General features: G+C 61.7%; 23 protein-coding genes. 16 read left to right on the forward strand and 7 right to left on the reverse strand.

All coding sequences use genetic code 11. From position 1 onward, the window contains the following. Positions 1-44 precede the first annotated feature (44 nt). From GOW72_RS13265 to GOW72_RS13275, 3 genes are read right to left on the reverse strand one after another with little or no spacing between them, the layout of a single operon-like run. The gene (locus GOW72_RS13265) at positions 45-1109 is read right to left on the reverse strand and encodes a methyltetrahydrofolate cobalamin methyltransferase (RefSeq protein ID WP_170367140.1); all 1065 of its coding nucleotides are present in this window, start codon (positions 1107-1109) and stop codon (positions 45-47) included. Positions 1110-1118: 9 nt separating this feature from the next. Then, entirely contained in the window at positions 1119-2045 is a 927-nt protein-coding gene (locus tag GOW72_RS13270) for a methylenetetrahydrofolate reductase (RefSeq protein WP_170367141.1), read from the reverse strand. A 26-nt stretch (positions 2046-2071) separates the two neighbouring features. Then, complete coding sequence (locus GOW72_RS13275; protein ID WP_093962131.1) at positions 2072-2368, reverse strand: virulence factor; 297 nt, start codon at positions 2366-2368, stop codon at positions 2072-2074. Positions 2369-2605: 237 nt separating this feature from the next. Between GOW72_RS13275 and GOW72_RS13280 the strand changes: the two genes are divergently transcribed. Genes GOW72_RS13280 through GOW72_RS13290 form a run of 3 tightly spaced genes read left to right on the forward strand, consistent with a single transcriptional unit; the run spans position 2606 to position 4839 of the window. After that, positions 2606-3718, forward strand: coding sequence for a Ppx/GppA phosphatase family protein (locus tag GOW72_RS13280; protein ID WP_093962132.1), 1113 nt, complete (start codon positions 2606-2608; stop codon positions 3716-3718). A gap of 16 nt (positions 3719-3734) precedes the next feature. Continuing rightward, positions 3735-4070 carry a hypothetical protein gene (locus GOW72_RS13285; RefSeq protein ID WP_170367142.1) on the forward strand — a complete coding sequence of 112 codons (336 nt, stop codon included), beginning with the start codon at positions 3735-3737 and terminating at the stop codon, positions 4068-4070. 52 nt (positions 4071-4122) lie between these two features. After that, positions 4123-4839: an RlmE family RNA methyltransferase gene (locus GOW72_RS13290; RefSeq protein WP_170339056.1), complete on the forward strand. Its 717-nt coding sequence runs from the start codon at positions 4123-4125 to the stop codon at positions 4837-4839. Here the strand turns inward: GOW72_RS13290 and GOW72_RS13295 are convergent, their stop codons facing one another. From GOW72_RS13295 to GOW72_RS13305, 3 genes are all read right to left on the reverse strand, one after another. After that, positions 4840-5046 (reverse strand): hypothetical protein, encoded by a 207-nt coding sequence (locus tag GOW72_RS13295; protein ID WP_170339054.1) that lies wholly within the window; start codon positions 5044-5046, stop codon positions 4840-4842. Positions 5047-5143: 97 nt separating this feature from the next. Continuing rightward, positions 5144-7066, reverse strand: coding sequence for a multiheme c-type cytochrome (locus tag GOW72_RS13300; protein ID WP_170367143.1), 1923 nt, complete (start codon positions 7064-7066; stop codon positions 5144-5146). Next, a complete protein-coding gene (locus GOW72_RS13305) occupies positions 7063-7929 on the reverse strand; it encodes a YihY/virulence factor BrkB family protein (RefSeq protein WP_170339051.1) in 867 nt (288 codons plus the stop codon). Before GOW72_RS13305 ends, GOW72_RS13300 begins: the two co-directional genes overlap by 4 nt. Positions 7930-8100: 171 nt before the next feature. On the opposite strand from GOW72_RS13305, the gene GOW72_RS13310 reads away from it, so the two are divergent. From GOW72_RS13310 to cls, 10 genes are all read left to right on the forward strand, one after another. Next, entirely contained in the window at positions 8101-9177 is a 1077-nt protein-coding gene (locus GOW72_RS13310) for an AI-2E family transporter (protein WP_170359158.1), read from the forward strand. Between the two features lie 141 nt (positions 9178-9318). Next, on the forward strand, positions 9319-10296 hold the full coding sequence (locus GOW72_RS13315) for an AAA family ATPase (protein WP_170367144.1): 978 nt from the start codon (positions 9319-9321) through the stop codon (positions 10294-10296). Positions 10297-10316: 20 nt separating this feature from the next. Then, positions 10317-11264: a DUF58 domain-containing protein gene (locus GOW72_RS13320; RefSeq protein ID WP_170367145.1), complete on the forward strand. Its 948-nt coding sequence runs from the start codon at positions 10317-10319 to the stop codon at positions 11262-11264. After that, complete coding sequence (locus GOW72_RS13325) at positions 11261-11734, forward strand: DUF4381 domain-containing protein (RefSeq protein WP_170367146.1); 474 nt, start codon at positions 11261-11263, stop codon at positions 11732-11734. Before GOW72_RS13320 ends, GOW72_RS13325 begins: the two co-directional genes overlap by 4 nt. Beyond that, the gene (locus tag GOW72_RS13330; protein ID WP_170367147.1) at positions 11734-12717 is read left to right on the forward strand and encodes a vWA domain-containing protein; all 984 of its coding nucleotides are present in this window, start codon (positions 11734-11736) and stop codon (positions 12715-12717) included. The genes GOW72_RS13325 and GOW72_RS13330 overlap by 1 nt, the downstream gene beginning before the upstream one ends. Next, on the forward strand, positions 12714-14216 hold the full coding sequence (locus GOW72_RS13335) for a VWA domain-containing protein (protein ID WP_170367148.1): 1503 nt from the start codon (positions 12714-12716) through the stop codon (positions 14214-14216). Before GOW72_RS13330 ends, GOW72_RS13335 begins: the two co-directional genes overlap by 4 nt. Next, positions 14213-15439 carry a BatD family protein gene (locus tag GOW72_RS13340; RefSeq protein WP_170367149.1) on the forward strand — a complete coding sequence of 409 codons (1227 nt, stop codon included), beginning with the start codon at positions 14213-14215 and terminating at the stop codon, positions 15437-15439. The genes GOW72_RS13335 and GOW72_RS13340 overlap by 4 nt, the downstream gene beginning before the upstream one ends. A 258-nt stretch (positions 15440-15697) precedes the next feature. Next, a complete protein-coding gene (locus GOW72_RS13345; RefSeq protein ID WP_170367150.1) occupies positions 15698-17308 on the forward strand; it encodes an arylsulfatase in 1611 nt (536 codons plus the stop codon). Between the two features lie 75 nt (positions 17309-17383). Continuing rightward, entirely contained in the window at positions 17384-18358 is a 975-nt protein-coding gene (locus GOW72_RS13350) for an HAD family hydrolase (RefSeq protein WP_170367151.1), read from the forward strand. Positions 18359-18381: 23 nt separating this feature from the next. Next, entirely contained in the window at positions 18382-19794 is a 1413-nt protein-coding gene (cls, locus tag GOW72_RS13355; RefSeq protein WP_170367152.1) for a cardiolipin synthase, read from the forward strand. Here cls and GOW72_RS13360 read toward each other — a convergent pair. Continuing rightward, positions 19791-20225 carry an ion channel gene (locus tag GOW72_RS13360; RefSeq protein ID WP_170338490.1) on the reverse strand — a complete coding sequence of 145 codons (435 nt, stop codon included), beginning with the start codon at positions 20223-20225 and terminating at the stop codon, positions 19791-19793. The two genes, cls and GOW72_RS13360, sit on opposite strands and share 4 nt — an antisense overlap. Positions 20226-20396: 171 nt before the next feature. Between GOW72_RS13360 and GOW72_RS13365 the strand changes: the two genes are divergently transcribed. The 3 genes from GOW72_RS13365 to GOW72_RS13375 are packed head-to-tail and all read left to right on the forward strand — an operon-like array spanning position 20397 to position 24479. Beyond that, a complete protein-coding gene (locus GOW72_RS13365) occupies positions 20397-21044 on the forward strand; it encodes an ABC transporter ATP-binding protein (protein WP_170367153.1) in 648 nt (215 codons plus the stop codon). After that, positions 21041-23455: an ABC transporter permease gene (locus GOW72_RS13370; protein ID WP_170367154.1), complete on the forward strand. Its 2415-nt coding sequence runs from the start codon at positions 21041-21043 to the stop codon at positions 23453-23455. Before GOW72_RS13365 ends, GOW72_RS13370 begins: the two co-directional genes overlap by 4 nt. After that, complete coding sequence (locus GOW72_RS13375; RefSeq protein WP_170367155.1) at positions 23445-24479, forward strand: lipocalin-like domain-containing protein; 1035 nt, start codon at positions 23445-23447, stop codon at positions 24477-24479. Before GOW72_RS13370 ends, GOW72_RS13375 begins: the two co-directional genes overlap by 11 nt. Position 24480 lies beyond the last annotated feature (1 nt).

Raw genomic sequence — 24480 nt, forward strand, 5'->3', positions numbered from 1 at the left:
AAAAGGCCGGGCAGATTGCCCGGCCCGTTGACAAAGCAGCCTGCTCAGGCCCGGCGACGTCGAGCACCGCCCCGGCGGCCGCGTGCACTCTCGCCTTCGGTGCCTGCAGCATCGGCAGGTTTGTTGTACTTGATCCACTCGCCGCCATGCGGGTCGTTGTTGGTCAGCAGGTTGGCGGCCCGAATGGCCTCCATCTCTTTGCCGGCGCGCGGCTTGGTCGAGCCCAGCCCGAACATCTGAACGAAGGTTTCGTCGTCCATTCCCTCGGGCAGGATGATGCCCGCCGCCGCAACCTCGGCCTTTTTCTCGGCGATCTTCTTCTGCGTCACCGGCAACGCCACCGGGTTCATGATGGCCGAGGTCATGCCCGCGCCCATCGCCATCGGCAGGAAGGCGTTGTTGATGCCGTGACGGTTCGGCAGACCGAACGAGATGTTCGACGCACCGCAGGTGGTGTTCACGCCCAGCTCCTCGCGCAGGCGGCGTACCAGGGCAAAGACCTGCTGGCCGGCGGTAGCCATCGCGCCAATCGGCATCACCAGCGGGTCCACAACGATGTCGTGGGCCGGAATGCCATAGTCGGCGGCGCGCTGAACGATCTTCTTGGCCACCTCAAAGCGCACGTCCGGGTCTTCGGAAATGCCCGTGTCGTCGTTCGAGATCGCCACGACCGGCACGTTGTATTTCTTGACCAGCGGCAGCACCAGTTCCAGGCGGTCCTCCTCACCGGTGACCGAGTTCAGCAGCGGGCGGCCTTCGGCAGCCTCCAGCCCGGCCTCCAACGCACCCGGAACCGAGCTGTCGATGCAAAGCGGCACGTCGACCAGACCCTGCACCAGCTCGACGATCTGTCGCATCAGCGGCGGTTCGGTCTCGTTCGGGTTGGGGTTCGAGTTGTAGACCACACCCGCGTTGATATCGAGCACGGTCGCCCCGGCCGCGACCTGTGCCAGCGCGTCCTGCTCGACGGTCGAGAAATCGCCCGCTTCCAGCTCGGCGGCCAGCTTCTTGCGGCCGGTCGGATTGATCCGCTCGCCGATCACGCAGAACGGCTGATCGAAGCCGATGATCGCGGTTTTGGTCTTTGATTCTACGACTGTACGGGTCATGTCCGGTCCTTAGGAGTTTGCAGGCTTCGCCGAGGCGCCGCCGTTTTCGATGGCCCAATTGGCATTGGTTTTGATGCCGCCAAGCGGGAAGAAGTGCACGTTGGTGATGTTGAAGTCGGGGTTGGCCGCCTTGTGCTGGGCCAATTCGGTAATCACGTCGGTCGGCTCGTAGGGCAGCAGCAGCTTGGACACGTCCATGGCGCGCTTCTGCAGCACCTTCAGCGACGGGCCCACACCGCAGGCGATCGCGAATTTGATCAGGGTCTGCAGCTTGGCCGGACCGGCGATGCCGATATGGATCGGCAGGTCGATCCCGGCCGCCTTCAGGCCGTCGGCCCATGCGATGATCGGCTTGGCGTCAAAGGCAAACTGGGTGGCCAGCGCCATTTCGGCGTCGGTGGTTTCGCTGAATTTCTGCTTCCAGCGCAACGCCTCGTCCACGTTTTTGGTCGAACCGTCCGGGTCGATGTCCTTGTTGCCCTCGGGGTGGCCTGCGACGTGCAGGCGCTTGAAGCCCGCCTTGTCGAACAGCCCCGTTTCCAGCAACTGCATCGAGCTGTCGAAGTCGCCATGCTGCTTGTCCACGCCGCCTGCCAGCAGCAACGCCTGCTCGACACCCGCCTCGCCCTGATACATGGCGATCCAGTTCTCCAACGTCGCCGCGTCCTTTATGATGCGGGCCGGGAAATGCGGCATGACAGGATAGCCCTCGGCCGCAATCCGCTTGGCGGTCTTGACCATGTCCTCGATGGGTGTGCCCTCGATATGGGCGATGTACACGCGCGTGCCTTCGGGCAGCAGGTCGCGGAAATCCTCGACCTTCTCGGCTGTGCGCGGCATGACTTCGATCGAATAACCCTGCAAAAAGGCTTCGACGGTCGGGTTCACCGGGGCCTTATCGGCCGCATCACGTTTCTTGAAGTTCAGCAAAGCCATTGCGGCCTCCCATAAAGATCTGGGGCTCATGCCCAACCGTCATTTGCGATCAGGGCCTTGATGCGGTCCTGATCGTATTCCGTTTCCAGGCGTAGCGCTTCAGCCTCGGCGATCTCGGTCGGGTCACCCTCAACCTCGAACGGCTCGGCTTTGCGCCACTCGGCCAGATAGGCATCACTGTCCTTAGCGTTCACCTTCATGGCGGCGCGGTCGATGGCTTGCTCGAACCGCACATCCAACTGTCGCTTTGCGCCACGGCGGCCCTTGCCCACGATGACCTGAGCGGGGATGTCGCGCCAGTAAACGATGGTGACGTCAGGCATTGATCTTGATTCCTCCTAACCAGATGGTCCGGTTCTAAACGGCTATGTGGGGGCGGGTCGGTCGGATTTCGACACCCGGGGCTTTTCCAGCGACGTTTTGCAATTCGGGATACAGGCCCTGCACCGGTTTCTCCAGTCTCGGGGTCCATCAAAATCCTCATGACTTTAATGAGCGTCTTGCACGACGCGCGCCCGCGACCTAAGGTCGGGGTAACTCGAAAATCGGAGGGCGTGACGATGGCGCCCAAGCGTCCCAAAGGTGCGGGCGCGTTCCCGAAGGTGGTCGAAAGCCCCGCGCCGGCAAGACCCGATCCAGACGCCCTGTATGCTGCGCTGGATCTGGGAACAAATAGCTGCCGCATGTTGATCGCCCAGCCCAAGGGCAGCGGGTTCCATGTGGTGGACAGCTTCTCGAAGTCCGTGCAACTGGGCTCGGGGCTTGAAAGGACCGGACGGCTGTCGCGGTCCTCCATGGCGCGCACAATTCAAGCCTTGCGCATTTGCCAGCAGAAGCTGAAGCGCAACAAGGTCAAGCGCATGCGGCTGGTGGCGACCGAAGCCTGCCGCCGCGCCCGAAACTCACGCGACTTCATACGTCAGGTAAAGCGTGAGACCGGCCTGACCCTTGAAATCATCCAACCCGAGGAAGAAGCCCGTCTGGCGGTCATTTCCTGTGCTCCGCTGGTCAGCACCAAGACCGAGCAGTTGCTGGTCGTGGATATCGGCGGCGGCTCGACCGAGCTGGTCTGGATCGACCTGTCCTCGGTTCCGCGACGCGACCGTTCAACGGCGATCATGCGGCTGCACAACGGGTTTCACACGGTCGACAGTCCTTTTCCCGCCGCCAAGGTGGTGGACTGGATCAGCGTTCCACTAGGCGTCGCCACACTGCGCGATCAGTTCCACGATGTCGAAGACGATGCTGCCCGCTTTGCCCTGATGAGTTGGTTTTTTGAAGAAAACCTCGCCGATTTTGCGCCCTATAAGGACGAACAGGCCCGCGAGGGGTTTCAGATCGTTGGCACCAGCGGCACCGTCACAACGGTCGCTGCCTCTCATCTGGGCCTGAAACGCTATGACCGGACCAAGGTGGACGGCCTGCGCATGACCAGCGATCAGATCGACAAAGTCATTCGCGGTTATCTGGAGCTTGGCCCTCAAGGCCGCCGTCGCGATCCGCGCATCGGCGAGGACCGGCAGGCCCTGATCATGTCCGGATCTGCCATCTTGCAGGCGCTGTTGCGCTGCTGGCCGACCGACCGCCTCTCGGTGGCGGACCGCGGGCTGCGCGAGGGTTTGCTTTATGCACAGATGAGCGCCGATGGCGTCCTGGAAGACGGGCCGTTTTGAGAAAGCTCTGCGCTGAATGCCGCTTGCGACCATAGCGATCGCCTACCGGGTTTCGACGGCCGCAACCACGATCTGTGCGCTTGAGGCTGCCGGGTTCAAGGTATTCAGCCCGGGTTTTCATGTCGCCAACACCGTTCCGCATTATGCTTTGGCGATTGGCGGCATTGGGATCGCCGTGCCAGCGGTCGACTCGGCAGAGGCACTAGAACTGCTGCACAGTTTTTCGGCGTCACCGCCGACATCCGGCACCCTCGGCGGGAAGGTCTTGAACGGTCTGGGATGGGCGGCATTTGGTGTTTCTACGCCCTGGCCCGATCTGCTATTGAGGGAGCGGTTGATATCATCGGCTTGATGCCACATGAACAAGCGGGTAAAGGCCTCGCAGTCTTCAGGAGACCTTTTCAATGGCCAAGAAACCCAGCGGCAAAAACACTTCGGGACGCGGGCAGCGTGACCTGAAGGTCAAGGTCAAAACCGCGCGCGGACGCAAGCTCAGCTCGACCCGCTGGCTCGAGCGGCAGCTGAATGACCCGTATGTGAAGCGTGCGCAGGCCGAGGGGTATCGGGGTCGCGCGGCCTACAAGATTCTGGAGTTGGACGACAAGTTCCGCTTTCTGGTTCCTGGCGCACGCGTGGTCGACCTTGGCTGCGCGCCCGGTGGCTGGTGCCAGGTCGCGGTCAAACGTGTGAATGCGCTGGGCGAGAAATCGGGCAAGCGGATCGGGACGGTTCTGGGTGTCGACCTGCAAGAGGTCGAGCCCGTGGCGGGTGCCGAAACCCACGTTCTGGACTTCATGGAAGACGATGCCGACGAGAAGGTAAAACAGTGGCTTGGCGGCAAGGCCGACGTTGTCATGTCGGACATGGCCGCCGCGTCCTCCGGGCACAAGCAGACCGACCACCTGCGGATCATGGCGCTGTGCGAAACCGCCGCCTATTTCGCCTTTGACGTGCTGGAGGTCGGAGGAACCTTTGTCGCAAAAGTTCTGGCTGGTGGCGCCGAAGGCGATCTGCAAAAACTTCTGAAGCAGAAGTTCGAGAAAGTGGCAAACGTCAAACCGCCAGCTTCACGGTCGGACAGTTCGGAAAAATTCGTGGTGGCAACCGGTTTTCGGGGCTGATCAGTCGTCGTCCAGCGCGATTTTGTCGGCTACAATCCGCTGCGGCCGCAACGACGCCGCCGCGATCCCCTGCAGCAGCAACGCCTCGCCATGGTTAAGATACCTGGCCGGCTTGTTGCGCAACTCGTCGATCCGCTGATCCAGCGAGACCCGGCGCGTGGCCACAGGTTGGTCGAGCTTTGTCGACGGGCGTTTCAAATACAACATGGATTACCACATCCTGAACTGGTCAATGCCTTGACCTTGGATGTTGACCCGTAAATGGGACTGCAAAATGGCGCAACTGCGTCGCTTCGATGCCGGTTTACCGGCCCAGTTCCCGCGCAAGATCCTGAAGCGCTGGGCTGTCGGGCAGAGTCCGAAGACCCTCATCCAATACTTGTCGGGCTGCATCCGTGCCGCGGTTGATTTGGGCCAGCTGGATCAGCATTGGCCAAGCATCCTCGCGCTGGGGATCCAAGGATATCACCTGACGAAAGGCCTGTTCGGCGGCGACAGGGTTTCTCAGCGTCAGCGCCATCCCCCCAAGGACCAGGTGGGTTTCCGGGAAATCCAGACGGTTGGACAACGAGCGCTGCCAATCCGCCATGTTCTCACGCGCGTTGTTGCGCTGCAGAGGCGTCAAAGCCGCGGCGGGAATGGGCAGGAACTCCTTGGCAGCGGCAAGGCGCACACTTCGCACTGGGTCGGACAACAGCGGCGACAACCGGGCCACCCTGTCGTCCAGCCCTGCCGCCCGCTGCAACACCGCCGCGTTGGCGCGAACCAACGGGTCTTCATCGGTCAGCATCGCTGCTGTTTGCTCGGCCATTTCGGGCGTCGCGAAGGGTTGCAGCAGATAGGCGGCCGTCGCCCGCACGATGCCGGGCTGCGCGCCGTCCTGAGCAACAGCCAGTAACGCGGCCGGGTCGTCGACCTCTCCGGCAAATGCGGGGGCGAAAGCAGTCCCGAAATGGGGCGTACGATGATTGGAGTTCGGGAACCAGTCATTTATGGCGGCGGCGGCCCATGGCTGATCCTGATCCGCGTGGCAATCAGTGCAGGCATCCTCTCCCAAGCCCAGATCGGGGCGCGGCACACGGAAACTGTGATCGCGCCGGCCATCGACGCCCATATAGAGACGTTCGATCATGTGGCAGCTTTTGCACTGCGCCCCCTCGCCTCCCTCCGGGTGGTGGTGGTGTGAGGGATCGTCGTATTGCGCCTTTCGCAGTGATGGAAAATCGGGATTGCCGGCCGGAGAATGGCACTGCGTACAGACCGCATTGCCCTCGGCCTTTAAAGTTGCGCTGTGCGCCTCATGGCAATTCAGGCAGCCGACGCCTTGCGCATACATTTTGGACTGCAGAAACGATCCATAGACATAGACCTCGTCCAGTATTTGGCCGTCAGGCTGGTACAGACCCGGACGCAGAAGCGCCAGATTGTAGGCATCGTGAAATGGCGTGCCCGGTAGCGGGTTTCCGTCCTCCAGCGCTTCGCGGCGGGAATGACAGCCGGCGCATTGCTGAATCTCGACCTCGGTGTCGCCCGTACCCCAGATGATCGGAAATCCAAACTCGTTCAGCCCGGCAGGCGCGGGCTGACCTTTTGTCCAATCCAGATGAGCCGAGCCGGGGCCATGGCAGGCCTCACAACCCACGCCGATCTCAACCTGCTCGGAAGCAAAGGACTGGGTCTGCGGCTGAAAGTTCTTTTCGAACCCTGTCGCGTGGCACTCCGCGCAGCGGCCGTTCCAATTCTTGTAGGGGCCGGTCCAGTGCAACCCATCGTCTGGCGGCAAGTCCTGATCTGGATACAGGTGATACCAGCGCTTGGCCTGCGTGTCCCAAACCACATCAAAGCTCTGCAATCGGCCGGGCTCGGTTTCAAACAGATATTGCTGCAACGGCTCAATCCCCGCGACGGAATGAACCCTGTATTGCCGGCTTTGGCCGTCCTTCTCGGTCACGTCGGCAAGATAGTCCGACCCCTCCCGTCGAAACGTGACGGTCATGCCGTCATGAGAAAAGGTCGTTCCATCAAAATCGGCCACAACGGTGTCTGACGTGGGCTCTGTCCAGGCCAAGGCGTGGTGGGATCCCGCCCAGGCTTGCACCTGTTCGTCATGACAATCACGACAAGCGTCCGAGCCGACATAGTCCTGCGCCCACGCCCAACCGCTGTTTTGCAAGAGGGCGCATCCGGAAAACGCAATGATCCAGGCGATGCGGTGCCAATTTCTCATGAAGCTCCGACCTCGCCCTGGTTATCGATGTCCATCAGCGCGCCGTTGAACTCTGCGCCGAAAATAAGAATGGCGGCGCACAGATACATGAAAATCAACGCCGCCATGGCCCCCGCCAGGCCAGCATAGGTGGCGCTGTAGGTCGCGAATTGCGCGATATAGACCGAGAACCCCCACCCTCCGGCCGCCCACAACAGAAGGGTCAGCGCCACTCCGGGCAGGATTTGCATGATGCGGTGACGCTTGGTCGGCAGGATAAGATGGGCCAGCAGGACCGTTCCCGCCGGCACCGCCACCGTGAAGGTCCAGCGCAAACGGTCAACCGACAGCCACTCGCCCACGTCCACAGCCGTATTCTCGGACACCAGACGTGTGTAGACAGGCAGCACCAGCTCAACCGCCGCGATCAGCAGGATCGCGGCTCCGCCCAAAATGACTAACCCGAGGCAAAGCAGGCGCGTCTTCCAGAATGGCCAGCTGTCATTGTCATGATAGGCCTGATTCATGGCGGCACGTACGGCCGCCACTCCGTTCGAGGCAAAGTAGACGGCCAGCAGACCGCCCAGCGTGATCACACCCGAACCCGACCCGTCCAGAACCGCGCGCAGTTCGGCCACGATGGGTTGGGCCACGTCTTGTGGCCACGCACCGAATATCAACTCGATCAGTTCGTCCGTCACATATCCCTGCGACAACGACCCGGCCAAAGCGACGGTGAAAAGAACAAACGGAAACAGCGCCAGCATCAGCGACATCGCCACATGGCTGCTCATGACGAAACCGTTTTTGTCGCCAAAGCGTTGGACCGCCAGCCACAGCGCCCGGCCAAACCGGCCAAAAACGGGAATCGAAAGACGTGTCATTGGGAAACTCTAGCCTGCAATCCGCGTTGGAAGAACCGGCCAATGTGCCAATTGCACGAGAATCTCCCGAATAACTGTCTGGCCCGATTGCATAAAGCCCGCTGCCTGTGCAGGATTGCCCCACAAAACTCCAATCGCTGCCGGCTTGCACCGGTATAGCCGAGGCCCCGCATGACGCCATCAGAGCCCCCCACCCGCACACCGCTGAGGTTGAGTGTCGTTCGCGACGTCACCATCGTGCTGACGCTTGTGGTTCTGGGGCTTTACGCAGGCGCCAGCTTTCTGGTTCCGCTGACCATGGCCTTGCTGATCAACGTGCTGATCATCGCACTCAGCGATCGGGTGATCGCACTGACCCGCGCTCCGGTCTGGCTTGCCAACCTGGCCGCAGTCACAGTGGTTCTGGCAGGCCTGTTCATGATCACCTACATCCTCGGCAGTCAGGCCACGCAGTTCGCGCGAACCGCGGGCACCTATGAAAGCCAGTTCGACGGCGTGATCAACCGCGTCACCGGTCTGGTCGGGAATGATGTCACCGCTTTTGTCCGGGACAACCTGATCAGCATCGACATGACCTCGGTCGCGCGGATTTTGCTGGGCAGCGCCACCTCGATGCTAAACCAGTTCTTCCTGATCAGCCTTTATGTGGCCTTCCTGATGGCCGAGCGGCTGGCCTTCCGCAAAAAGCTGCGGATTGCAGCGGGCAACCCCGTCACCGGAGCCGAGCTTTCTTCGGTTCTGGATGCGATTACCTTCAGCTTGCAGCGCTACGTCGGGGTCAAAACCTTCATCAGCCTCGTTACCGCTGGAATCAGCTATTCGGTTTTTCGCGTGTTGGGTCTGGAATACGCGGAAACCTGGGCCGTTCTGACGTTTGCCCTGAACTTCATCCCATCAATCGGCTCGATCATCGCGGTGATCTTTCCCGCGATGATCGCCCTTGTTCAGTTCGAGACGATCGGCCCGTTCCTGATCATCGTCTTCGGGTGCGGCACGATCCAGTTCCTGATCGGCAACTTCCTTGACCCGGCCCTGCTGGGCCGTTCGCTGAACATGTCGACATTTCTGGTCATCCTCGCACTGACCTTCTGGACCACGGTCTGGGGCCTGATCGGCGCGTTTCTCAGCGTTCCGTTGACCGTGTGCATTCTGATCATCTTCAGTCACATTCCGGCCCTGCGCCCGATCGCCGTCCTGATGTCGCTGGATGGACGTTTGGCCGACGACGTCAAGTCGGCACGGCCCTGATCAGGGTTGAACACCCTGAAATCGGGGGTGGATCGGTCACGAGTGCGCTGCTAACTTTCAAATATTGCAATGGATTGACCGAAAAGATCCAGCGGGTCCGGCGCAAACGCATGATTGACCGTTTCTGATGATTGGACCGCCATGACACCGCTTGACCAAATCAACGATCTCAAAGCCCGGATGGCCCAATCGATCATTGGACAGACTCAGGTCATCGACCGCCTTCTGATCGGGCTGCTGGCCAACGGGAACCTGCTGATCGAAGGTTTGCCGGGCCTGGCCAAAACCCGTGCCGTCAAGGCGATGGCGCGCAATCTTGATGCCGAGTTCAGCCGCATCCAGTTCACGCCCGACCTGCTGCCGTCCGACGTCACAGGGACCGAGGTCTATACCCAGACCGAAGCGGGCGGCACCTTTCGGTTCGAGCCCGGCCCGATCTTCGCCAACATCGTCCTGGCGGACGAGATCAACCGCGCGCCGGCCAAGGTTCAGGCTGCGCTACTTGAGGCGATGGAGGAACGGCAGGTCACCGTTTCAGGCACCACCCACAAGATGGAGCCGCTGTTCATCGTTATGGCCACCCAGAACCCGATCGAGCAGGAAGGGACCTATCCGCTGCCCGAGGCGCAGATGGACCGGTTTCTGATGCATGTTCAGATCACCTACCCCCCCGTCGAGGACGAGGTGCTGGTGATCCGTCTGGTCCGCGGCGAAGACACCGCCGCCAATTCCGGGACCACCGCTGGGAAACCCTCACCGATCCCGCAGGACGCCGTTTTTGCCGCCCGGCAGGAGATCGGGAAGATCCATGTCTCGGATGCGATGGATCGGTACATGGCCGATCTGGTTCAAGCCACCCGGACGCCGTCCGCGCTCAGCGATGACCTCGCTGCGTGGATCGAGATCGGCGCCAGCCCGCGGGCGTCGCTGGCGCTGGACAAGTGCGGCCGGGCCCATGCCTGGATGAACGGGCGCGACTATGTGGACCCGGCGGACATCCGTGCCATTGCCCATGACGTGTTCCGCCACCGCATCACGCTGAGTTTCGAAGCGCAGGGGGACGCCAAGACCGCCGATGACGTGATCGACGAGATCCTAAAGCTCGTCGCCCTGCCCTGATCGCAACAAAGGAGAGCCGCGTGTCCCCGACCGCAGCGACATCCCGCGACCCACGCATCCATGTTGATGCCCGCCACCTGCTGAGCCTCGGCGGGCGCACCGGCGCGCTCAGCCTTCTGCCCCGACAGCCAGCCCATTCGGTGCTGAACGGCCGCCATACCTCGCGCCTGCGCGGGCGCGGCCTGAATTTCGAGGAACTGCGCAGCTATCTGCCCGGCGACGACATCCGCACAATCGACTGGAAAGTGACGGCCCGAACCGGCGAGCCGCATGTGCGCGTCTATACCGAAGAGCGTGACCGCCCGGCGCTGCTGCTGGTGGATCAGCGGGTCTCGATGTTCTTCGGCACAAAAGTCTACATGAAATCGGTGGTGGCGGCCGAGGCTGCGGCCATCGCCGCCCATCGGGTTCTGGCGCAAGGCGACCGCGTCGGCGGGATCGTGTTCGGCGATACCGACCTGGCCGAACATCGGCCACAGCGCCGCCCGGCGGCTTTGCGGCGGTTTCTGTCCTCGCTCGGCGCACTCAATTGCAGCCTGCATGCCGGGTTGCGCCCACAAGCCACGGTCTCGCTGAACCAGGTGCTGCAACAGGCTGCGCGCATCGCACATACCAATGCCTTGGTCTGCGTGTTCTCGGATTTTGACGGCCTGACCGACGGGTCCGAACGGCTGCTGCGCCGCCTGGCCCATTCCAATGACCTGATCCTGTTCGACATCTCCGACCCGATCTCGCGCCACATGCCGCCCGAGCTTCGGCTGACGGTCTCGGACGGCGACCAGCAGATCGAACTGGACGCGTCAGACCGCCAAATGTCGGACCGCGTGACCCAGGCGATGGAGCAGCGGCTGGCGCAGCTGCAATCCTGGTCGCGCCGATACGGGTTTCCCGTCGTCCCGCTGACAACGGCCGAGCCCGCTTTGGCCCAGATCCTGAGGCTGTTCGGCCACCAACGGGGGCGGTCATGACCCCGGACACCGAAGCCAAATCGCTGGTCGAACTGCTGGACATGCTGAAACCGGCGCCCGAGCCGGCACCGATTTCCATGGTGCCGCAGACCTGGGGCTGGGTTGTTCTGGCGGTGGCGCTGTTGCTGGTGCTTGGTATGGTCCTCGTAACGATCTGGCGGCACCGGCAGGCAAATGCCTATCGGCGGTTTGCACTGAAGGAATTGGACCGGTGCCAGAATGACCCGGCCAAAACCGCCGAGATCGTGCGCCGCGCGGCGCTTGTCGCCTTTCCCCGGTCTCAGGTGGCCGGTTTAACCGGTGCCGACTGGACGAATTTTCTTGGCCAAACCGCTGACCTGTCCGGGTTTTCCGCCTCGGCCCTCGGCAATCTGGCGGCCGCCCCATACCGCAAGGGGGTCACCGACCCGGATGCCGCCGAATTGGCGCGGCACTGGATCAAGTCGCATCGGGCCAAGGGGGCGGTCTGATGTTCAGTTTCGCCGCGCCTTGGGTGTTTCTTCTGCTGCCACTGCCGGCACTGGTCTATTTCTTTGCTCCGCCACACCGGCAACGGGTCGATGCCATTCGCATCCCGTTCTTTCGCCACGTCGCCCAAGCGGCCGGGGCCGAGCCGCAATCCGGCTCGGTAACCCTGAGACGGACGCGGATGCAAGCCGGTCTGGCGATCCTGATCTGGGTGCTGCTGGTTCTGGCAATGGCCCGGCCCGAACGGTTGGGCGACCCGATCGTCATCGAGAAATCCGCCCGCGACGTGGTGCTGGCCGTGGACATCTCGGGTTCGATGGACCAGCGCGACTTCAAGGCCGCAGATGGCTCGCCCAAGCAGCGGCTGGAGGCCGTCAAGGACGTTCTGCGCGCCTTCATCGCCGCGCGCGAAGGCGACCGGATGGCGCTGATCATCTTCGGCACCCGCGCTTTCGTTCAGGCCCCGTTCACCGAGGATTTGCAAAGCCTCAACGGCTTTCTGGATCAGACCGCCGTCGGCATGGCGGGTCCGAACACGGCGCTGGGCGATGCGATCGGGCTGGGCATCCGCACCTTCGAGTCGAGCGAGGTGGACCAACGCCTGATGATCGTCCTGTCGGACGGTGCCGACACCTCAAGCCGCATGACGCCGGTCAATGCCGCGTCGATTGCGGCGGACAAGGGGGTCGTGATCTACACGATTGGCGTCGGCGACCCGAATGCCACGGGCGAAGACCGGGTCGACCTGGACGCGCTGAAGGACATCGCCAACAAAACCCAAGGCCAATATTTCTTTGCCGATGATGAGACCGCCCTGGCCGAGGTCTACCAACAGATCGACGCCCAGAACCCCCGCGTGGTGGAAACCCAAAGCTACCGCCCGAGGGTCAGCCTTGCGCATTATCCACTGGCGGCGGCGCTGCTCCTCATCCTCGCCAGCACCCTGGGCTTTCGCCTTTCACAGGGCCGGAGGCGCGCGGCATGATCGACGCTCTGGCCCAGTTTCATTTCCTGCGCCCCTACTGGTTGCTGCTGTTGCTGCCTATTGCCGCTGTCTGGCGGCTGACCCGGCCGCGCAGATCGGGCAGCTCGGACCTGCCTGCGGGCATCGCGCCCCACCTGGCGCAGGCACTGCGTCTGGGGGCCCAAGATCAACGGCGAGTCGGTCCGCCGGACCTCGCCGCGCTCGCCGCCGGCCTTCTGACCCTTGCCGTGGCGGGGCCGACATGGTCACGGGCGCCGAACCCTCTGATCGCGGACACCGCGCCGCTGGTGATCGCGCTCAAGGTCACCGACAGCATGGAGGAGGCCGACCTGGCGCCGTCACGGCTGGACCGTGCAAAGTTGAAGATCACCGATCTGATCAACACCCGCGCAGGTGCGCCCACCGCCCTGATCGCCTATGCCGGAACGGCGCACCGGGTCGCGCCGCTGACCGAAGACGCCAACATCCTGCGCCCCTTGCTCGAAGGGTTGACCCCGGCGGTCATGCCGGTCGCGGGCGATGCCGCCGGTGACGCGCTGACGCTGGCGCAGGACATTCTGGGCGATCAGACAGGCACAGGCGCGGTTCTCTTCGTACTCGACGATATCGATCCGCAACAGGTTTCCGCGTTGGGACAATCTGATACCCCTTTGTTTTTTCTGACAATGCTTCCGAATGGCCGCCAGATTCCGCAACTGGACGGCCTGCGCAGCGCCACGATCGTTCCCTTCTCGGGCGACGACCGTGACGTCTCCCGGCTGAACCGCGCGATCACCCGCAGTTTTTCCGCGGCATTGGGCGAGGATGACCGCGTCGACTGGCAGGACCGCGCCTGGATCCTGGCCTGGCCCGTCGCCTTGATCGCGCTGCTGTGGTTCCGACGCGGCTGGGTCATCCGCTGGGGGTTTGTGACATTGCTGTTACTGCCACCGACCGGCGCGCGCGCAGACGGTTGGCGGGACTGGTTCCTGACCCCGGACCAGCAGGGCCAGATCGCCATGAACCGCAAGGACTACGCCGCCGCCAGCACGCTGTTTAACGATCCGTATCACCGAGGCTACGCCCAGTTGAAAGCCGGGCAATATGCCGAAGCCTCCGAGACCTTTGCCCAGCTTTCCACGCCCGAAGCAGCGTTTGCCGAAGGCATGGCCCGCATCCGAAATCGAGAGTATCGCCCGGCCATCGCAGCCTTTGAAACCGCGCTGGAGCGCCGCCCGGATTGGCCGGAGGCCGCGTACAACCTGGCCGTCGCCCAGGCCATTCTGGCCGAGGTCGAATCCACCCGCGAGCAATCCGATACCGGCGAGGAGGCGGGCATCGGGGCGGATGACGTGGTGTTCGACAACGAAGCCGGTTTGGGCGCGGACACCACGCAACAGGCCGAGACCGGGGACGCCGCGCCCTTGTCGGCCGACCAGTGGATCAGCGCCATCGACACCGACATGCAGGACTTCCTGCGCAGCCGGTTTGTTCTTGAAAATCAGGAGCGTTCCCAATGAGGTACTTCGCGCTCTTGATGCTGCTTCTGTGGCCCGCCCAGGCTTCGGCGCAAGCACCAGACATCCAGCCCCGCGTCACGATCGAAGTGCCACCGGATCCGACAATCGTCGGCCAGCACGCTATCGTTCGCCTGAAGGTGCTGGTGCCGACCTACATGCCAAATCCGCCGGTCTTTCCATCGCTTGAACAGGAAAACCTTCTGGTACGCCTGCCCGATCGCGCTTCGGGGCCGGTCAGCGAGAGCGTCGAAGGCCAAACATGGTCCGGGGTTCAGCGCAGCTATCGGCTGTATCCGTTGGCCCCCGGTACGTATGAATTTGCGGCGGCCGAGGTGCAGGTGACATTTGCCGATCCCGAAACCAACGATCCCGTTCAGGTCTCGGTTCCCCTGCCTGCCGTTCGCCTGACAGTCGGGATTCCTGACGCAGCCCGAGGATTGGATCCCCTGATAATCGCTGACGGGTTCGAACTGTCGCAGGAGATTGAGGGCGATACCAGCCTTCAAACCGGAGACGCACTGACCCGCACCCTGACGGCAAAGATCACCGGAACGACCCCGATCATGATCCCGCCTTTGTTGCCCGAGATCGAGGACCCATTGTTGCGAGCCTATCCCAATGAGCCCCGATTGACGGAAACCGAAGACCGGGGTGTTTTGTCCGGCCAACGAACCGACCGCGTGACCTATGTGGCTCAGGACGGCGGACAGACCCAATTGCCGGCTGTCGAGATCGATTGGTTCAACCTCAAGACCAACAAGGTTGAAACTGCGCGCGCCGATTCCGTCGACCTCGTTCTTGCGCCGCCGCCTTGGCAGCCTCCGGACCGGGAAACCGTTCTGCAGCTGGTCGGCTATTTCTTCATTGGGGTCGTGATATTATGGTTTGTTTTTCGCAAACTACATCCGGTTCTTTTGGCACGCTGGGCAGCGGCCAGGCAACGCAGGCTGGCCTCGGCAGCGCATGCCTTTTCGGAACTCAAGCAGGCTGTGCGCCGACAAGACTTGGCCCGTGTTTATCAAAAGTTGGAAGTCTGGAAACGGCGACTGGCCGACCCGCCAGACACTGCTGAATTCGAGGCTTCTCTGGCCGAAATCGGCGCGTCCAGATATGGCGGCGGCGATCAGCAAGCGGAAAACTGGAGCAAGGTCCGAGATTGCCTTGACCGTATCGCCCGCCCCCTAGGCCACTCTCAATCCGCTTTGCCTCAGCTCAATCCCTGACGCGGCTGCCAATTACTTACCTTACGTCAACCCAATCTGAGCCAAATCCCAGGGCGCTATCTTCAAACATAAGTATTTTTAGATTGGTCTTTGTGATAGTTATCAATTGCCTAGAGGGGCTTGTCTTGATTCCCCCTTTTTGCCGAACCGCCTGACCTGCGAAGGGCGTGTTGAATGATTGACGGATCGGGGGACGCATTTTCCCCTTTTTGACTTTCCTGCAAGGCCGTTTTTGCCTGACCACATAAGGAGAAAAAGATGTCATCACAGGGAAATTTAACGCATCTATGGCGCAGAGGACTGCGACGATTGGCAGTTGCTACGGTTTCTGTCGCGCTGGCCGCGCCGGCCTGGGCGCAAGATCAGAAACCCAACATTCTGGTCATCTGGGGCGACGACATCGGTCAGTCGAACATCTCGGCCTATACCAAAGGCATGATGGGATACCGTACGCCCAATATCGACCGGGTCGCGAATGAAGGTATGATCTTCACCGACTATTATGGTGAGCAGTCCTGTACCGCAGGGCGGTCGTCTTACATCATGGGTCAGTCAGTGTTCCGCACAGGGCTGTCGAAGGTTGGCCTGCCAGGTGCCGATCTTGGTATGCAGGTCGAAGATCCGACCATTGCTGGGTTGTTGAAGGACCACGGCTATGCCACCGGTCAATTCGGCAAGAACCACCTGGGCGACAAAGATGAACATCTTCCGACAAACCACGGATTTGACGAGTTTTTCGGAAATCTCTACCACCTGAACGCGGAAGAGGAGCCCGAGAACGAAGACTATCCGGGTGACACCGTTTTGCCCGATGGCCGGACTTTCCGCGAAGCCTTTGGTCCCCGTGGCGTCATCAAGTCCAAGGCCGACGGAACCATCGAAGATACCGGACCGCTGACCAAGAAGCGGATGGAGACCGTGGATGAGGAAACGGTGGCTGCGGCGATCGACTTCATCAAGCGGGCCCACGAGCAAGGCCAGCCCTTCTATGTCTGGTGGAACGGAACGCGCATGCACTTCCGCACTCATGTCAAAGACGAGATGCGCCAGCAGGCCAATGACTTGACCGGACGTGTGATGGACGAATACTCGGCCGGCATGATCGAACATGACATGCATGTGGGCCAGTTGCTCGATCTGCTGGACGAGTTGGGCATCGCCGACAACACGATCGTTCATTACTCGACAGACAACGGACCGCACTACAATACGTGGCCCGATGCTGCTTCCACGCCGTTCTGGGGCGAAAAGAACACCAACTGGGAAGGCGGCTGGCGCGTGCCCTCGATGGTGCGTTGGCCCGGCAAGATCGAACCCGGTTCGGTCACCAACGAGATCGTGCATCACATGGACTGGCTTCCGACCTATCTGGCGGCGGCCGGAGACCCCGAGATCAAGGACAAGCTGAAGGCAGGCTATTCGTCCTCGGGGATGGGTCGCGACTACAAGGTGCATCTGGACGGCTACAACATCCTGCCGCTCTTGACGGGTGAAACCACAGAAAGCCCGCGCAAGGAGATCTTCTATTTCTCGGATGACGGCGACATGACGGCGCTGCGCTTCGGAGACTGGAAGCTGATCTTCCTGGAGCAGAAGGCCTGGGCCACCCTGCGCGCCTGGATGGAGCCGTGGACCGAACTGCGCGTTCCGATCATCGTGAATCTGCGCCGCGATCCCTATGAACGCGGATATCGCACGTCCAACACCTACTACGACTGGATGATCGACCGCGTGTATTTCCTGGTGCCCGCGCAGCAATACGTGGCGAATTTCCTCGCAACCTTCCAGGAGTTCCCGCCGCGCCAGAAGGCGGCGAGCTTCAGCCTGGATCAGGTGATGGAAAAGATGCTGACGCCGACCAACAACTGATAAAGGTCGGTTCTACTCTCGAGGGTCGCCGGCTTGATCGGCGACCCTCATTTCTTTGATGCGAAAGGATATTTCATGTTCCGCCTGATCTTCTCAGCCGCCGTTTTCGCGTTGCCTGCGGGCCTTGCGGCGGACCCTCTGCCCAGTTGGACCGACAGTCCGGCCAAGGAACGGATCATCGCCTTTGTCGATACGGTGACGACGCCGAACTCGGACGGCTATGTCACCCCTGCAGACAGGGTGGCGGTGTTTGACAATGACGGGACGCTCTGGGCCGAGCAGCCGGTATATTTCCAGTTCATCTACGCCATGGATGAGTTGGCCGAGATGGCGCAGGACGACCCCTCGATCCTGACCACGCCGACCTTGGAGGCCGCGGCCAAGGGCGACGCTGAAACCGTGCTGAAGGGCGGTGAAGATGCCTTGATCGAAGTCGTCAGCGCCACGCATTCGGGGCTCAGCGTCGATGCCTTCCAGGCTTCCGTCGCCGAATGGCTCCAGACGGAACGCCATCCCGATACGGGGCTGGCCTATGACCAGATGACGTATCAGCCCATGGTCGAACTGCTCCGGTATCTGCGCGACGAGGGGTTCACGACCTACATAGTTTCGGGCGGAGGCCTGCATTTCATGCGCGTGTTCGCCGAGGACGCCTATGGGATACCGCCCAACCAGATTTTGGGTACCTATGCGGACAGCACCTACGAACTTGTCGACGGCACGCCCACGATCATGAAGGCGCCCGCGCTGGCGTTCATCGACGACAAGGAGGGCAAGCCAATCAACATCGAGCGTACGATCGGGAAACGCCCGATCCTGGCGGTCGGGAACTCGGACGGTGATTTTGCCATGCTGGAATGGACCACCGCCGGCGACGGGCCGCGGATGGGCGTTCTGATCCACCACACAGATGCCGAACGGGAATGGGCCTATGATCGCGGCAGCCACATCGGGCGGCTTGTCGACGGGCTGGACAAAGGCCCAGAAATGGGCTGGGTTATCGTGGATATGGCCAAAGACTGGTCCCGGGTTTTCACCGGCTCGAACTAAAGCGCGGAAAGGTCGGCACACACATGTGGACATTCATCGCCTCGCTGTCCGTCTTTGCCATCTACTGTGTAGCGGTGTTTTTCGCAGTACGGGCCGCCCAGACGGCGCGCACCCCGCAGGGTGCCGTGGGATGGGTGGTGTTTCTGCTTTCGGCACCGTTTCTGGCGGTGCCGCTATACCTGTTTCTGGGACATCACCGGTTCAAAGGGTATCGGATCGCCCGCAAGGAAAGCGAGCGCGTGGTCGAAGGGATCCGCAGCTTTGCCGATCACTCGAAACCCGATCCAGCGACGCTGACCGTCAATCCGCGCCCGTTTGAAGCGCTGGCTCACCTGCCCCTGTCCCGCGGCAACGGGGCCGAACTGTTGATCGACGGAGAGGCGACGTTCCAATCCATCTTCCGCGCGATCGATGCGGCCAAAAACTACGTCCTCATTCAGTTCTACATCGTGCGCGATGACGCGCTGGGGCTGGAACTGCAAGACAGGCTGATCGATGCGGCCAAACGCGGGGTCAGCGTCCGGTTCATGACTGACGCAGTAGGCAGCTATGGCCTGCCGTCCTCATACCTGGAGGAGCTGCGCGCGGCCGGTGTGGATGTCGCTGATCCACGCGACCAGCGCGGGCCGAAGTTCCGGTTTCAGTTGAACTACCGCAACCACCGCAAGACCGTGATCATCGACGGCGAAACCGGGTTCATCGGCGGGCACAATGTGGGCGTCGAATACCTGGGACAGGACCCCTATTTCGGCCGCTGGCGGGACACCCACATCAAGATGACCGGCCATATCGTTCGTCAGTTGCAGCTGATTTTCACCGAGGACTGGCACTGGGCCCGCGGAGAAGACCTGATTGACGTGCTGGACTGGGCCGGATCGGAATCCGATCAGGACATGAACGCGCTGCTGGTCGCCACCGGACCGGGCGACGCGACTGAAACGGGGTCATTGATGTTCTTTTCCACGATCGCTGCGGCACAGGAGCGGTTGTGGATCGCATCACCCTATTTCGTGCCGGATATCGACGTGATGACGGCACTGGAACATGCCGCACTGCGCGGCGTCGACGTCCGCATTCTGGTGCCGGACATGATCGACCACCGCCTGCCCTGGTTGGCCGCCTTTGCCTATTTCGATGAAATCCGGGATTCCGGCGTGCGCGTATTCCGCTATACCGACGGGTTCATGCACCAAAAGGTAATTCTGGTGGACGACACGTTGGCCGCAGTTGGCACCACCAACCTGGACAACCGCTCGTTCCGTCTGAATTTCGAAGCGATGGCGCTGTTCTTCGACAACCGGGCAGCCGCTGCCGCCGAGGACATGCTGAAGACCGATTTCGAAGCCAGCTACGAAATGTCCAGAAGCCTCGCCCAGCAACCGCCGCATATCCGCTATGGCGCGCCTTTGGCGCGGCTGTTCTCGCCGATCCTCTAGGTCAGGAACCGTTCCTGGAACACGCGCGTCATCAGCGCGACCATGAATGCTGTGGAAAGACCAAAGGCCAACAATCCGGTGACCGAGGCAAAGGCCCCGAAAATCCGCAAGCCCTCGCCCAATACAATGTCGCCATAGCCCAGCGTCGTGAAGGTCACGAGCGAAAAATAAAGGGCCGAGTTCCAGTCCGGCAGGACATCTCCCATCACCCAGACGATCGCCCAGATCCACACCTGAATCGTATGCGTCGCCACGATGACGGCCAGCGCCAAGGCGATCGGGCCTGCCGTGGGCAGAAAGGTTCCCTGCCCTTCCCATCTGTCGATCACCTTGCGCACCATGATGGTGCACCATGTGAGCAGCCCGATCTCGATCAGGAAACACAGCCCCAGATAGAAGCTGCCCCAAAGGATCTGCTGCGACAATGTCATGGTGATACCCTGCATCGGCCCGGAAACTGAAACTGCACAATGGCGGCTCTGCTCTCAAGGCACAAGGCCGGACAGCGGGCGGTCATGCGACGAAAAGAACCGAAACTTTTTGAAGGCTGGACAGCGGATCGGCGCGCCGCACATTGTAGAGCGCACCAGGTGAGACTGATCATGTTGTTGGAAATACAGAATATCCACAAAACCTACCCGCGCGGGCGGCCTGTCCTGAACGACGTATCGTTGTCGCTGGAACGCGGTCAGACGCTTGCCATCACCGGCGAAAGTGGCAGCGGCAAAAGCACGTTGCTGAACCTTGCCGGCGCGCTCGACAGTTTTGACAGCGGTGAGATCGTTTTGGATGGCACGGCGTTGTCGCGACTGGACGATCGCGGCCGCGCATTGCTACGGCGCGAAGACGTGTCCCTGGTGTTCCAGCAATTCAATCTGATCCCGTCGCTGACGGTTGCGCAGAACCTGTCATTTCATGCCCGGCTGGCAAATCGCGTTGACCCCGAGTGGCTCGCGCATCTGACCGCGACGCTCGGTCTCGCCGATTTGACCCAACGCTATCCCGAACATCTGTCGGGCGGCCAGCAACAGCGGGTCGCGATTGGCCGGGCCCTTGCCGTCAGGCCCAAGCTGCTGCTGGCGGACGAGCCGACGGGAAACCTGGACGAGACTGCAAGCGCGGCGGTTCTGGACCTGATGCTGTCCTTGGTTGCGGATACCGGGGCAGCCCTGCTGTTGGTCACGCATTCGCCCGTGATTGCGGCCCAGCTTGATCGAACGGCACATCTTGCAAACGGGCGGATCGCATGACTCGCACCGTGATCCAGGCCCTCTGGTCGCATTGGCGTTGGCACCGTATCCAACTGGCCACGCTGCTGATCGGAATCGCGCTTGCGACAGGCCTTTGGTCGGCGGTCCAGGCTATCAACGCCGAAGCCCGTGCCAGCTATGCGCGTGCCAACCAACAATTGGCGCTTGGGCAGATGGCGATGCTGCGGCATCCATCCGGCCACATTTCTTTGGACACATACGTAAATCTGCGTCGCGCCGGATGGCAGGTCGCGGCCGTTCTGGAAGGTCGGTACAGGGTTGGGGACCGATCGGTTCTTTTGACCGGAGTAGACCTTGTCTCCTACCCGCCGCTTCCGGCGGTAACGCGACTGGAACAGGAAGAAGCCCCACCCGACCCGGCGACCATGCTGACCGCGCCCGGCCGACTGCTGGCGCCACCAGACTTGGTGCCAATGCTGCAGGATCAGCCCGATCTTCCACCGGCGATCGCCAGCACTGCGCTTCCCCCCAATGTGGTTCTGACCGATATCGGCGTGGCTGAGACACTGTTGAACAAACCGGGTGAGATTTCGCGACTTGCCATCCTGCCCGATCAGCCTCGCGGCATTGCGCCCCTGTCCCAGGTTGCGCCGGAGCTGAACCGTCAGCCCCCTTCCAACAGCGTCGACACTACACGCCTGACCGACAGCTTCCACCTTAACCTTTCCGCGTTCGGCCTGCTGTCCTTCGCCGTAGGGCTGTTCATCGTGCATGGAACGGTTGGACTGGCCTTTGCGCAGCGTCGTGGAATGGTCAGCAGTCTGCGGGCGATGGGAGTCCCGATGGGGACGCTTTCCCGCATCATTCTGGCCGAACTTGTAGGTCTGGCTTTGATCGGTGGATCCATGGGCCTTCTACTGGGTTTCTTCTTGGCCGGAGCGTTGTTGCCCGATGTCGCCGCAACCCTGCGCGGGCTCTATGGGGCTCCGGTGGATGGTCAGTTGCAACTGAGGAGCGGTTGGGTGCTGACCGGACTGGGTATGTCCATCGCAGGAACCCTAGCGGCCAGCGGATACGCCCTGTGGCGTCTGGGCCGAATGCCGGTATTGTCCGGCCCAGGCTTGCAGGCATGGCGTGGCCGCAGCACACGAGCCGTCGTGACCGGACTGGCGGGTGTTGGGCTCGCTCTTGGCGGGGTCGTGATCTTTCTGCTCTTTGACGGATTGGTCGCTGGTTTCGCTCTGATGGCAGGCATTCTGACCGGCAGCGCCCTTTTGCTGCCTCTGGTTCTGTCCAGCATATTGCACCTGTGCGCGGGGCGCGCCCGTGACCCGGTTCGGCAGTGGGTGCTGGCCGACATGCAGGCCCAGCTGCCGGGCCTGTCGCTTGCGCTGATGGCTCTGCTGCTGGCCCTGGCCGCCAATATCGGTGTCGGAACCATGGTGTCCAGCTTCCGGCTTACCTTCGTCGGTTGGCTGGACCAGCGCCTGATGGCCGAGCTGTACATCACGGCAAAGGACTCGGATCAAGGTCTCGAGATCGAGACATGGCTGACCCCGCGCGTTGACGCAGTCCTACCGATACGGAATGTGGAGCTGGATCATCCAACAGGCCCGCTGTTTCTGTACGGAGTGGTCGATCACGCGACCTACCGGGACAACTGGCCCCTTGTCGCCGCTGTCCCGGACGTATGGACCAAGGTTCTGGCCGACGGCGCCATCCTGATCAACGAACAACTGGCCCGCCGTGCTGATCTGTGGCCCGGGGATTCGATTGCGCTCAACGCCGATCACACTCTGGCAATCGCTGGCGTCTATTCCGACTACGGCAATCCGACCGGGCAAGGGATCGTCTCAATGGACCTGTTCGGCAGGATCGCGCCAAATGCCGAAAACCGACGGTTTGGTATTCGCATCGCTCCGGAGCGCGTAGATGAGCTGGCGGCGGATCTGCAGAACAGGTTTGATCTGGACCCCGGCGCGATCATCCGGCAGGCCGCGGTGAAGGCGCAGTCCATGGCGATCTTCGAAAAGACATTTGTCGTGACATCCGCGCTGAACATCCTGACGCTTGGCGTGGCCGGCTTCGCCATTCTAACCAGCTTGCTTACGCTCTGGACCCAGCGGCTGCCTCAGGTCGCTCCGGTCTGGGCAATGGGGCTGACGCTGTCGCATCTGTCGAAACTGGAACTGGCGCGGAGCATGGTTCTGGCTTTCCTTACCGCCTGCCTCGCCTTGCCGCTGGGTCTGGCACTGGCTTGGATTCTGCTGGCCGTCATCAATGTCGAGGCGTTTGGATGGCGGCTACCCATGCACCTTTTCCCGTCGTCATGGGTGCAGCTCATGCTGTGGACACTTGTGGCCGCCGCCCTTGCCGCGGCGCTGCCTGCCTGGCGGCTTCGGCGGGTACCGCCGGCCGATCTGCTGAGGGTCTTTGCCAATGAACGCTAAACTACTCGTGTGTGCGCTGTTCTGGCCCCTTGCGGCAATGGCGCAGGGGTTTGCCGGTTTGGGCGGTTCAGCCGACGGGTTTGACGTACCACAACCAGAGTACCAGTTCGAATTCCCCGCCGACCACGGCCCGCATCCGTCCTATCGGATCGAATGGTGGTACCTGACGGCCAACCTGACCGGGGAGGACGGTCGGGACTACGGCATACAGTGGACTCTGTTTCGCTCTGCCTTGAAGCCATTTGAAACCGCCAGCTGGCAAAGCCCACAGATCTGGATGGGCCATGCCGCGCTGACAACTCCGGAACGCCACTTTTTTGCCGAGCGCCTGTCTCGTGGTGGAATTGGTCAGGCCGGTGTCACAGCCGACCCGTTCGAAGCATGGATCGACGAATGGCGCATGGCAGGACCAACGCTCCAGACCCTGACCCTGACTGCAAACGGAGCCGATTTCGGGTACGACCTGAACCTGTCTGCTTCGGGGCCGCTGGTTTTTCATGGTGAGAATGGGTTTTCCGTGAAATCCGCTGATGGGCAGGCCAGCTACTATTATTCCCAGCCGGGCTACGCCGTCCAAGGCACGCTACATCTGCCCGACGGCGATGTGGCGGTCACTGGGAGCGGATGGCTGGACCGCGAGTGGTCTTCGCAGCCTTTGGCCGCCGATCAATCCGGGTGGGACTGGTTCTCACTCAGTTTCGAGGACGGCGACAAGTTGATGGCGTTTCGCCTGCGCGGCGGACGTGGGGACTATACCTCGGCCACCTGGATCAACGCGGACGGTTCCAGCCGCAGTCTGCCGGACGGATCGGTTATCTTCACGCCACTGGAAACCAGCCGGGTGGCGGACCGCGATGTTCCGACAGATTGGCGCGTGTCCATCCCGGGCGAGGATCTGGACATTCGCGTCCGAGCTCAGAACTCCCAAGCCTGGATGGGAACGCGCTTTCAATACTGGGAGGGACCGGTCACCGTGTCAGGCAGCCACAACGGGCGCGGCTACCTTGAGATGACCGGGTATTAGC

Origin of the sequence: Ruegeria arenilitoris, from assembly GCF_013032855.1 — a bacterium.
Taxonomy (GTDB): Bacteria; Pseudomonadota; Alphaproteobacteria; order Rhodobacterales; family Rhodobacteraceae; genus Ruegeria; species Ruegeria arenilitoris.